Source organism: Halorubrum sp. 2020YC2, from assembly GCF_018623055.1.
Classification (GTDB): domain Archaea; phylum Halobacteriota; class Halobacteria; order Halobacteriales; family Haloferacaceae; genus Halorubrum.
This window is the reverse complement of sequence record NZ_CP076019.1, coordinates 609981-620315: the sequence shown is the minus strand read 5'-3', so window position 1 is coordinate 620315 and position 10335 is coordinate 609981. Positions and strand designations below refer to the sequence as shown.

Here is a 10335-nt window from a genome sequence, read left to right as displayed (position 1 = left end):
CAAAACAGTTTGTATCCGCGGGGAGCCTGCCGGGGGCGGGCGATCCGGCCGCCGGGTCGCCCCGTCGGACTCACGCCGACGCGTCGAGCGCCGCCGCGAGTCGGTCGGCGATCCGGCCGGCGACCGCGCCCTTCGAGCCGGCGACCTCCTCCGGCTCCGTCCCGTCCTCGCCCACGATGAGGACCCGCGTCTCGTCGTCGCCCATCACGCTCGCGTCGTTCGCGACGACGAACGACAGCCCCACGCGGTCGCGGATGCGCTCGGCCTCCGCGACCATCGCCGCGTCGTCGCCCGACGTCTCTGCCTTGAACCCGACGATGGGGAGGTCTGGGTACGCCTCGCGGACCGAGTCGATGAGCTTCGGCGTCGGCTCCAGTTCGACCGACAGCGGCGAGCCGGACCGGATCTTCTCGTCGACGGCGTCGGCGGTGAAATCGGAGATGGCAGCCGCGGAGACCAGCGCGTCCGCGGTCGCCGCGGTCCGCCGGCAGGCCGCCATCATCTCGTCGGCCGTCTCGACCGCCGCCACGTCGGCGTACGGCACCTCGGGACCGTCCTGGACGAGCGTCACCCGGGCGCCGCGGGCGTAGAGCGCCCGCGCGACCGCCCGGCCCGTCTTCCCCGACGCGCGGTTCGTTAAGATTCTGATCGGGTCGATCCGCTCTTTCGTCGCGCCCGCGGTGACGACGACGTGCGACCCGGCGAGCGTCTGCGGAGTCGTCGCCCGCGCGACCTCCGTGACGATGTCGTCCTCGGCCGCTATCTTGGCCTTCCCCTCCTCGATCCGCGGGTCAGCGAAGCGGACGCCCCACGACTCCAAGCGGTCGAGCGCGTCGAGGACGCCCGGGTGGTCGTACATCGGCTCGTGCATCGCGGGCGCCATCACGACGGGCACGTCCGCGCCGAGCGCGGTCGTCGCGCAGGTGGTCACGGGCGTGTCGTCGACCGCGGCCGCGACTTTCCCCGCGGTGTTCGCGGTCGCGGGCGCCAAGAGGAGCGCGTCCGCCCACCCCTCGCGGCCGCACAGCTCGACGTGCTCGACGCTCCCGGTTATCTCGGTGACGACGGGCTCGTCGGTGGCGAAGTCGACCGCCCACGGGTGGACGATGTTCGTCGCCGCGGGGGACATGACGGCGCGGACGCTCGCGCCGTGGCGGCGCAGTTCGTGGGCGAGTTCGACGACCTTCACCGCCGCGATGCTCCCGGAGACGCCGAGCGCGACGTTGACCCCATCCAGCATTACCGAGACCGTTCCGCCCGCGGCGGCTTATAAGGTGTCGTTGCGGAGCCGGTCAGGAGCCGTTCGCCTGCTCGCCGTCCTGCGGGGCGGGGAAGTCGGCGGCGGACAGCAGCGCGTTCACCGGGTCGGCCTCCAGCGTGTCCAGCACCGCCGCGGCCGGCCCGCTGACCAGCACGGCACCGGCCTGCTCGTTCGCGTTCTCCACGGAGAGGCCGTCCACCCCGGTCGCGTACGACTCCAAGTCCTCGACCGCGGCCGAGACGATCTCGGCCTGCGCGTCGAGCAGCTCCGCCTGCGCCTCCTCCTGCGAGAGGTTCCCCTCCTCGACCCGCGTCCCGATCTCCTCTTGGGCCGCCTGAATCTCCGCCTGGACGTCGAGCGCGACCGTCGCGCGCGAGTCGCTCTCGGAGCCGCCCCCGCCGTCGCCGTCGTCGCTCTCGTTCGCTCCGTCGTCGGTCTGTCCGGCGGCGTCGCCGTCCGATCCGCCGAGGCCGCCGCAGCCGGCGAGCCCGAGCGTCGATCCCGTCGCCGCGGCCGCCAGCACGCGTCGTCGCGGTGTGTCAGTCACGGTCGCGCTCGGCGCTCGGTCCACTTGTCGGTTCCGTATAAAGCCGCGCCGGCCGAGGGCGGCACGGCCTCGCGCCTCCCCAGCCTCGGCGGGCGGGCCGCGCGGACGGCGCCGCGCGGCCCGCTCGCCTCCCTCGCGTTCGCGTCGCGCCCCGGCGGGAGCGCGACGCGGCGCGCCGTCCGCCTTTTAAACGGTCAGTTGAGTCGCAGCGGGCGTTGAATCGCCCGGTTCAGACCCCGAACGTCGCGCGGAGCATGTCCCGCGTGCCCGGCCCGAGTCCGACCGCGAGGACGGTGATGAGGAGCAGCAGCGTGTACCGCGGCGACTCCTCGTACATCTCGCCGTTGAACACCCAAACGACGAACGTCGCGGCCGCGAGCTTCACGAGGAGGAACGGCCAGGCGTCGCCGGTGACGGCGAGGATCGAGTCCGGCAGGAGCCGCCCGGTCCAGTCGACGATCAGCGCGTTGACGACGTGTTTCGGGACGAGGTTCGCGGTGTCGGTCAGCGCGGGCATCCAGTTGAGTCCGATCACGTTCGCGACCCCGTCTATCGCGTGGCCCCAGATGATCACGATCCCCGCGGCGCCGGTCCCCTGCCGGAGCGTCGGAATCCGCCGGGTCGCCAGCGCCCACGTGCCCGCGGTCGCGAGCGTCGCGATGACGAGCGTCGGGACGAGCACCTGCGGGTAGAACTCGACGTAGTCGGTCGCGACGGCGAGATACGAGAGGTAGCCGACCGCGAGCGCCAGCCCGGCGGCGCCCGAGGCGAACAGCGGGCGCGCGTAGTCGTCGACGACGCCGCGGCGTTCGAGCGCGTACGCCGTGACGACGCACGCGAGGGTGAACAAAAACACCGTGAAGTAGATGAACGGGCTGATCAGCAGCGCGCTCGCCGGGAAGCCGATCAGCGGTTCGACGCCCGCGGCGGTCGCCGCCACGCCCGCGTCCTCGACCGTCCGCATCGCCCCGCCGAACAGCATGAACGGGAACAGCGCGTAGAAGAACCGGAGCTCCGTCGCGATGTCGAGCCGGCGGAGCAGGAAGACGACGCCGATCAGCATCGCCAGCAGGATCACCACGTAGCTCACCGTCGAGAAGGTCGTGTACCCCGGGGTCGCGACGACCTCGCCGGCGCTGGCGGCCGACTGACACGCCGCGCCGCTCCCGAGCAGCTCCGTGGTGCCGCCGACCTCGCGGACCGCACACTGCGCGCCCTCGCCGTCCGCGACCACCGGTCCCCAGAAGTAGCGCCAGAGGAAGCGGTCGTAGACGACGCGCGGGAAGACGACGGACCCGAGCGCCAGCAGCGCCGTGACGCCTCCCACGACCGCCGCCCATGCGCGCTCCGGCGACGGGTCGAACCCGTCCGCGACACCTGTGCTCATGGTCACCGTTCGGAGAGGTCCCGAGTTGAGCGTTCCGGTCCCGAGCGAGCGCGGCGCCGTTTGACGCCGGCGTCGCCGCCCGTCTCGACGGCGCGGTCCGCGTCCCGCTACAGCGGCGGGCCGGGCTGCTCGTAGTCGGTGCCCAAGATGACCATCGTCTGCGAGCGCGAGAACCCCTCCGTCTCCGCGATCCGCTCGAACATCAGCTCTCGGAGCCGGTCGGTGTCGGCCGCGACGACCCGGAGGATGACGTCCCACTCCCCGGTGGTGAGGTGGATCTCGCGGACGCCGTCGATGCCGCGGAGGCGTTCGAGCGCGTCCTCCTCGCGGCCCTGCTCGACGCGCAGGCCGACGAACGCGCCGACGCCGTGGCCGACCGCCTTCGGGTCGACGTCGGCGTGGTACCCGCGGATGACGCCGGCCTCTTCGAGGCGGCTGACCCTGTCGTGGACGGTCGCGCTGGACATGTCGATCCGACGAGCGACCTCCGAGAACGGTGTCCGCGCGTCCTCCTGAAGGATTCGCAGGATCGCCCGGTCCGTCTCGTCGAGTTCCATGCGCCCGGTAGGGGCGGCGCACGCTTTTGCCTTCCGGCGGGCGGCCGCTCGTCGTCCCTACTCCCCGTCTCCGTCCGCGAACGACCCCTCTCGGATCGCCGCCTCGGCCGCGTCGAGCGCGGCGTCCGCGTCGAACTCGCCGGCGATCCGGTCCAGTTCCGCGGGCGTCGCCTCCGCGAGGTTCCGCGCGTGTTCGGTCACGTTCGGCACCGCGCGCAGCAGGTTGTCGATTATCGGCACGTCGGCGGTCCGCGGCGAGCGGCTCCCGGGGTTGAGGTCGATCACGATCTCCGTCTTCCCCATCGCGTCGAGCGCGGCCGCGCGGTCGCCGTCCTCCAGCGGGACCACGACGACGTCGGCCGCCTCGATCCCGTCAGCGTCGACGACCCCGCGCGCGTGGTCCAGCCCGGGTATCTCGCCGTCGCCGGCGAGTCCCTTCACCTCGTCTGCGCCGTGCTCGCGGAGGTGGGCCGCGATCCGACGGACCCGCTCGTCGGTGTGGTTGAACAGGTTCACTTCGAGGTCCGCGTCGACCGCGTCAGCGAGGTCGACCGTCTCGCTCGGCGCGAGCGCCGCGACGTTGCCGTTCACCGAGATCACCGGGCGGTCGGCCGAGAGGAGCGTCGCGGCCGCGGCGCGCGCGGCCGCGTCGGCGCTCGGGAGCGTGCGCTCGCCGAGGAGGTAGTCGAACGCCTCGCCGCGCCCCTGCGCGATCAGCCCCTGCTTCGAGGTGATCCCCCGCTCGACGCCCGCCTCGATCCGGTGGCGCGTCACCAGCGACGCGTAGCGCGGGTGGTCCTCGGGGATCTCCGTCTCCGTCATACCCGAGCGAAGCGATGGGCCGATTAAAATGGAACGTTCGCGGTCGGGGACGGGCCGGCTCGCGTCCGGGTCTGCTCGCGTCCGGATCTGCTCGCGGTCGACTTCCGACACCGCCCCGCCGTCGAGGCGCGTAGACGCCGCCGTACACGGCCGTAGGGATGGCATAACTATGATTCCGGAAGCCGAAACGCCGACCGTGATGAACCGGACTGGAAAGTACACGGTCGTGAAGGCGTGCAACGACCACGGGGCGATCACGCTCCGCGAGTACCCGCGCAACGGGACCCTCTACGTCGTCGAGTACGACGACCCCGACGTGGAGGCCGAGCTCTCGTCGCTCGACGCGGGCTCCGTCGTCGAACTCGACCTCCGGCGGGCGGGCCGCCGGGGCAACGCGTGGTGCGCGGAGGCCGCGCGCCCGGTCGAGACGGCGTGACACCGACAGATCGGTCGCGTTTCGTCGTTCCCGGGTTTTCGCTCTCTACTCCGTCGAAATCGGCGTCTCCTGACGCGTTCGGCCGGTTGCGATCAGTAAAGTTACAGCGACGATCGATAGCGGGAGTGTGCTGACAGGTTCGCAGCACCGCTATCGTATTTAAATACCGGTCGATGAACGGCGACGATTAAATATAAACCGGTCCGCGGTGGCGCGCGCCTCCGAGCGGCCGCCAAAGGCGGCCGCGAGGAGCGCGTGCGAGGGAGTCAGTCGCCGGAGCGGAGGCGACTGACGAGGCTGGGGTGGCGTGAGGCGCTGTGCGGTGCCGTGCGGGGCGGGACTCAAAGGGGCAGTCGCGAGAGCGGCGCAGGCGACATAAGCACCGCAGGAACGAGCGAAGCGAGCGACGAGGAGCGCAGCGAGCGACGAGGAGCGCAGCGAGCGACGAGGAGCGCAGCGAGCGTGCGCCGCTCTCGTGGCTGGGGCTTTGGAGGAGGTCCCCGCAGTGTCATCATTCGTTGGCAAACGGCCGACGACAGCAGCGCTCCCGCATTTATAAACAAACTCGTAAGCGACCTGTTCAATTCATTCCCGCCATCGATCAGCGGGTGGTGCGCATCAATCGACCGTTCCCGACTAACCGACGCCTGAAGAGGAGCGGTTCAACGGAGCTCCGCTCGCTCACGCCACGCCGATCCGCTCGCGGTAGGTCCCGTGTTCCGCCTCGAACACTTCCATGATCTCGCCCATCGTCGCGTACGCCTTCGCGGCCGCGACGATCGACGGCATGACGTTCTCGCCGGCGTCGACGGCGTCGCGGAGGTCGTCGAGCGCCTCCTCGACGGCGTCGTCGTCGCGCTCGGCTTTCACCGACTCCAGCCGGTCGAGCTGTCGCTCGCGGGTGGTCTCGTCCACCTTCAGCAGGTCCGGCCGGGTGTCCTCGTCGATCTCGTAGGCGTTGACGCCGACGACCGTCTCCTCGCCCTCGTCGACGCGCTCCTGGTACTCGTAGGCGGACTCCTGGATCTCCCGGTGGAAGTACCCCTGCTCGATGCCGCGGAGGACACCGTCGCGCACGGAGCCGTCGCCCATCTCTTTGATCTCCTCGATGTACGCCATGGCGTCGGCCTCCGTCTCGTCGGTCAGGCTCTCGACAGCGAACGAACCGCCGAGCGGGTCGACGATGTCGGCCGCGCCAGACTCCTCCGCGATGACCTGCTGGGTCCGGAGCGCGACCCGGACCGCCTGCTCGGAGGGGAGCGCGAGCGCCTCGTCGAAAGAGTTGGTGTGGAGGCTCTGGGTGCCGCCCAGCACGCCGGCGAGCGCCTGAATCGTGACGCGCGCGACGTTGTTCAGCGGCTGCTGGGCCGTCAGCGACTGCCCGGCGGTCTGGGTGTGGAACTTCAACTGCTTCGACGCCTCGGCCTCGGCGTCGTACCACTCCTCCATGATCCGGGCGTAGATCCGGCGCGCCGCGCGGAACTTCGCGACCTCCTCGAACAGCGAGTTGTGCGAGTTGAAGAAGAAGGAGAGCTGTGGGGCGAACTCGTCGACGCCGAGGCCGCGGTCGAGACACGCCTCAACGTAGGCGAACCCGTCCGCGAGGGTGAAGGCGAGCTCCTGCACCGCGGTCGACCCCGCCTCGCGGATGTGGTAGCCAGACACCGAGATGGGCTTGAACTTGGGCGTCTCCGCCACCGCGAACTCGATCGTGTCGGTCACCAGATCGAGGGACGGCTCCGGCGGGATCACCCACTCCTTCTGCGCGATGAACTCCTTGAGCATGTCGTTCTGGAGCGTCCCCCGAAGCTCCGCGCGCGGGATTCCGCGCCGGTCCGCGAGCGCGACGTACATCGCGTAGATAACCGGCGCGCTCGGGTTGATCGTGAAGGAGGTCGACACCTCCGCGAGGTCGATGCCGTCGAACAGCACCTCCATGTCGCGCAGCGTGTCGACCGCGACCCCCTCCTTGCCCACCTCCCCGAGCGACATCTTGTCGTCGGAGTCGATCCCCATCAGCGAGGGCATGTCGAACGCCGTCGACAGCCCGGTCTGCCCCTCGTCGATCAGGTAGTGGAGCCGCTCGTTGGTCTCCTCCGCGGTGCCGAAGCCCGCGAACTGGCGCATCGTCCACGTGCGACCGCGGTACATCGTCGGGTAGACGCCCCGGGTGTACGGGGGCTCGCCCGGGAACCCCAGGTCCTCGTCGTAATCGAGGTCCGCGACGTCCTCCGGGGTGTATAATCGATCCACCTCGCGGTTCGACACCGTCGCGAACCGGTCTTTGCGCTCCCCGTGGCGGTCGAGCGTGGGGTCGAGCGTCTCCGCCTCCCACGACGCCTTCGCCTCGCGGATCTCGGAGAGCTCGTCGTCGTCGTACATACTGCCCGTTATCCGCCGATACCGTATAAATATTCATTATATTTTAAAAGGGAGTAGTGGTCCCACTCCCGTCGTCCCGAGCAGCTCCGCGGATCGATTATATGGGTTGGGAGTCAACCCCCGGCGCATGACCGACTCCTCGGAAGGGCCGACGCCGCCGGAAGGGCTCCCCTCGAACGTCGTCGACGCGCTGACCGACTGCTCGCCCGGAGCGCTCCGCAAGGCGATCGTCCACGCCCAGGAGCTGCTCCACTACCACGGGGAAGCGGAGCTCCCGGTCACCGCCGAGGGCAACGAGGACATTATCCGCGTCACGGAACACGAGGGGTACACCGAGGTCGTGAAGGAGTTCCGCTGTGCGGACGGCTGCGACGACTGCCCGCACGGCCCGTACCTCTACCACGTCACGGAGGAGCCGCAGCCCGACGGGAGCCGCAAGGTCCACTGGTCGTTCGTGGGCGCCGTCAAGGGATCCGAGTGATCGGGGCGACCGCGGGCCGTCGGCATTGACGTCCTCCCCCGCGATCAGGGATTCAGTCCCCAGATTCCCGCCCGCAGGAACACGAGGACCGGGATGATCTCCAGCCGGCCGATCCACATGTTGAACAGGAACATCCCCTCCGCCAGCGGCGGCATCGACGGGCCGGTAATGCCGGAGGAGAGACCGACGTTCCCCTGCGCGCTGGCGACCTCGAACAGCGCGTCGGCGTAGCCGAACTCCGGCCCGGCGACGTTGACGAGGACGAGGCTGCCGACCGCGAGCGCGAGGAGCCACAGCAGGGTGACGATGGCGGCCTCGCCGAACTCCCGCTCCATCGTCTCGCGGTCCAGCGTGCGGTCCCCGATGCGCGTGGTAATGACGGCGTTCTTCGGGAGGAACACCCGGGAGAACTGCCAGGCGATCCCCCGAGCGACCGTGTACGCGCGGATTATCTTGATGCCGCCGACGGTGGAGCCGGCCGCGCCGCCGAGCACCATCGCGCCCACGACCAGCACCTTCGCGCCGGCGACCCAGTTCCCGATCGGCGCCGACTGGAAGCCGGTGGCCGTCATCGCGCTGATCCACTGAAACGTCGAGTCGCGGACCGCGTCGAGCCCCGCGCCGTCGAGCAGCGGGACCGGGAACGAGAGGAACGACTCCGTCGCGAACGCGCCGGACGTGACCGACACCGACGCGACGTTCTGCGTCGAGAGGACGGCGACCCCAGCGGCGAGCAGGACGAACAGCCACCGGGTCTGGAGGTCGCCCGCCAGTTCGCGGAGGCTTCGGTCCCGCAATACGACGTAGTGGACGGGGAAGGCGACGGCCCCGAGCACCATGATCGGCAGCAGCGCGGCCTCGACCAGTGGCGAGCCGTACGTCGCGATGGAGTTGTCCGTGACGGAGAACCCCCCGGTCGTCAGCCCGGTCATGGCGTGGTTGAGCGCCTGCCAGGCGGTCTCCCCGAGCGAGAGCGACCGGGCGTACGCGCTCTCGCTCGCGTTGATCGCGGCGAACAGTACCGCAACGGACAGCAGCGTGTACCCGACGACGAGCTTCCAGACGGTCCGGACCGTCGAGACGACGCTCGGGTGGATCTTCTCCTCGCGGGCCTCGCTCCGGTAGAGGGCGTAGCTCCCGCTCCCCGGCCGGGAGAGGATGGAGACGGTGAGGACGACGACGCCGACCCCCCCGACCCACTGGATGAGCGACCGCCACCACTGCACCGCCCGCGGCAGCGACGGCTCGCGGACCGCCATCGTCAGCCCGCTCCCCGTCCACCCGCTCATGCTCTCGAAGAAGGCGTGCAGCGGGTCGCGGAAGTAGGCGAGACTGGAGAGCGTCGTCGATCCGCCGACCGCGACCGGCTCCCACGAGGCGGTGTCCGCCGCCGCGGGGACGAACGCGTCCATGACTGCGGGGGGCGTCAGCCACGCCGCGAGGAACAGCGGGAGTGCGCCGAAGAGGGCGACCGCGAGCCACCCCCCGGCCGCGATCACCATCCCGTGTTTCATCTTCGGCTCGGGAGCGTTGGCGAACCGTCGATTGGCGAGACCGCCGATCAGGGCCGTCACGCCGCCGGCGATCAGGAACCCGAGCGCGACGTGATACTCCCCGAACCCGAGCGCGACGGCCACGGAGACGGTCATCAGTCCGGCCTCCATCAGGACGAGCGACCCCACGTCGCGCGCGATGATCCCGAGGTCCGCCGGAAGCCGCCCGTCGGATCGGTCGGTCATCTCACTCGCCGTCCTCGGCGTGGCCGAACACGTCCGTCAGTTCGGGCGTCACGCCCTCGCCGGAGTACACCGTGAGGAGGTCGCCCCCCTCGATTCGGGTGTTCCCGCGCGGCGTTATCGGCGTCCCCTCTCCGTCGCGCTCGATGGCGACGATCAGTGTCTGCCCGCGGATGAGGTCGGCCTCGTCCGCCTCTCGCAGCGTCTTGCCGGCTATCGGCGCGCTCGGTCCGACAGTGATCTCGAACACTTCAGCCTCCTCGCCGATGTGCATGAAGTCGACGACCGACGGCCGGCTCACGGCGCGGTAGAGGTACTCCGCGATCAGGCTCTGGGGGTTCTGCATCGTGTTGACGCCGATCTGCTCGAACACGCTCATGTGCTCGGGGTTGTGGACGACCGAGACGATGTTCGGGACCGACAGCTCCTGAGCCAGCAGACAGACCATGATGTTCGTCGCGTCCTGATCCGTCGTCGAGATGAGCGCGTCGGCGCGCTCGGCGCCGGCGTCCTGGAGCGTCTCCTTCGCGGTCGCGTCGTCGTTGATGACGAGGCAGTCGTACCCTCTCGACGCTCGCTCCGCGCGCTCCTCGTCGCGCTCGATGACGACGACCTCGTTGCCGCCGGCGGTCGCGAGGTCGACGAGCGGGGTGCCGATGTCGCCGGCCCCCACGACGATCAGATACATGTGGCACGCCTTCAGAACCGACCGCCGAAAGCCTACCG

Annotated in this window: 10 protein-coding genes; 2 read left to right on the top strand and 8 right to left on the bottom strand. The window is 70.1% G+C overall.

The window, feature by feature from the left end:
• Positions 1 to 70: 70 nt before the first annotated feature.
• The 5 genes from coaBC to KI388_RS03020 all read right to left on the bottom strand — a co-directional run bounded on the left by coaBC (position 71) and on the right by KI388_RS03020 (position 4574).
• On the bottom strand, positions 71 to 1240 hold the full coding sequence (coaBC, locus tag KI388_RS03040) for a bifunctional phosphopantothenoylcysteine decarboxylase/phosphopantothenate--cysteine ligase CoaBC (protein WP_215087920.1): 1170 nt from the start codon (positions 1238 to 1240) through the stop codon (positions 71 to 73).
• Between the two features lie 52 nt (positions 1241 to 1292).
• Positions 1293 to 1808 (bottom strand): hypothetical protein, encoded by a 516-nt coding sequence (locus tag KI388_RS03035; protein WP_251133193.1) that lies wholly within the window; start codon positions 1806 to 1808, stop codon positions 1293 to 1295.
• A 229-nt stretch (positions 1809 to 2037) separates the two neighbouring features.
• Complete coding sequence (locus KI388_RS03030; protein ID WP_215087919.1) at positions 2038 to 3195, bottom strand: DUF63 family protein; 1158 nt, start codon at positions 3193 to 3195, stop codon at positions 2038 to 2040.
• Positions 3196 to 3302: 107 nt separating this feature from the next.
• Positions 3303 to 3752: an Lrp/AsnC family transcriptional regulator gene (locus KI388_RS03025; protein WP_215087918.1), complete on the bottom strand. Its 450-nt coding sequence runs from the start codon at positions 3750 to 3752 to the stop codon at positions 3303 to 3305.
• 57 nt (positions 3753 to 3809) lie between these two features.
• Complete coding sequence (locus KI388_RS03020) at positions 3810 to 4574, bottom strand: 4-phosphopantoate--beta-alanine ligase (RefSeq protein WP_215087917.1); 765 nt, start codon at positions 4572 to 4574, stop codon at positions 3810 to 3812.
• Between the two features lie 199 nt (positions 4575 to 4773).
• Here KI388_RS03020 and KI388_RS03015 point away from each other — a divergent pair, with 199 nt between their 5' ends.
• Complete coding sequence (locus KI388_RS03015; RefSeq protein WP_215087916.1) at positions 4774 to 5010, top strand: hypothetical protein; 237 nt, start codon at positions 4774 to 4776, stop codon at positions 5008 to 5010.
• A gap of 681 nt (positions 5011 to 5691) precedes the next feature.
• Here KI388_RS03015 and KI388_RS03010 read toward each other — a convergent pair.
• Complete coding sequence (locus tag KI388_RS03010) at positions 5692 to 7392, bottom strand: methylmalonyl-CoA mutase family protein (RefSeq protein WP_215087915.1); 1701 nt, start codon at positions 7390 to 7392, stop codon at positions 5692 to 5694.
• Between the two features lie 127 nt (positions 7393 to 7519).
• Here KI388_RS03010 and KI388_RS03005 point away from each other — a divergent pair, with 127 nt between their 5' ends.
• Entirely contained in the window at positions 7520 to 7873 is a 354-nt protein-coding gene (locus KI388_RS03005) for a hypothetical protein (protein WP_215087914.1), read from the top strand.
• Positions 7874 to 7917: 44 nt separating this feature from the next.
• Here the strand turns inward: KI388_RS03005 and KI388_RS03000 are convergent, their stop codons facing one another.
• Both KI388_RS03000 and KI388_RS02995 read right to left on the bottom strand, forming a co-directional pair.
• Entirely contained in the window at positions 7918 to 9612 is a 1695-nt protein-coding gene (locus tag KI388_RS03000) for a potassium transporter TrkG (RefSeq protein ID WP_215087913.1), read from the bottom strand.
• A gap of 1 nt (position 9613) precedes the next feature.
• Positions 9614 to 10297: a TrkA family potassium uptake protein gene (locus KI388_RS02995; protein WP_215087912.1), complete on the bottom strand. Its 684-nt coding sequence runs from the start codon at positions 10295 to 10297 to the stop codon at positions 9614 to 9616.
• Between the last annotated feature and the right edge of the window lie 38 nt (positions 10298 to 10335).

Excerpts from the sequence above, each read along its gene's own strand:
- coaBC (WP_215087920.1), bottom strand. The coding sequence starts at position 1,240 with ATGCTGGATGGGGTCAACGTCGCGCTCGGCGTCTCCGGGAGCATCGCG.
- KI388_RS03030 (WP_215087919.1), bottom strand. The coding sequence starts at position 3,195 with ATGAGCACAGGTGTCGCGGACGGGTTCGACCCGTCGCCGGAGCGCGCA.
- KI388_RS03025 (WP_215087918.1), bottom strand. The coding sequence starts at position 3,752 with ATGGAACTCGACGAGACGGACCGGGCGATCCTGCGAATCCTTCAGGAG.
- KI388_RS03020 (WP_215087917.1), bottom strand. The coding sequence starts at position 4,574 with ATGACGGAGACGGAGATCCCCGAGGACCACCCGCGCTACGCGTCGCTG.
- KI388_RS03015 (WP_215087916.1), top strand. The coding sequence starts at position 4,774 with ATGAACCGGACTGGAAAGTACACGGTCGTGAAGGCGTGCAACGACCAC.
- KI388_RS03010 (WP_215087915.1), bottom strand. The coding sequence starts at position 7,392 with ATGTACGACGACGACGAGCTCTCCGAGATCCGCGAGGCGAAGGCGTCG.
- KI388_RS03005 (WP_215087914.1), top strand. The coding sequence starts at position 7,520 with ATGACCGACTCCTCGGAAGGGCCGACGCCGCCGGAAGGGCTCCCCTCG.
- KI388_RS03000 (WP_215087913.1), bottom strand. The coding sequence starts at position 9,612 with ATGACCGACCGATCCGACGGGCGGCTTCCGGCGGACCTCGGGATCATC.
- KI388_RS02995 (WP_215087912.1), bottom strand. The coding sequence starts at position 10,297 with ATGTATCTGATCGTCGTGGGGGCCGGCGACATCGGCACCCCGCTCGTC.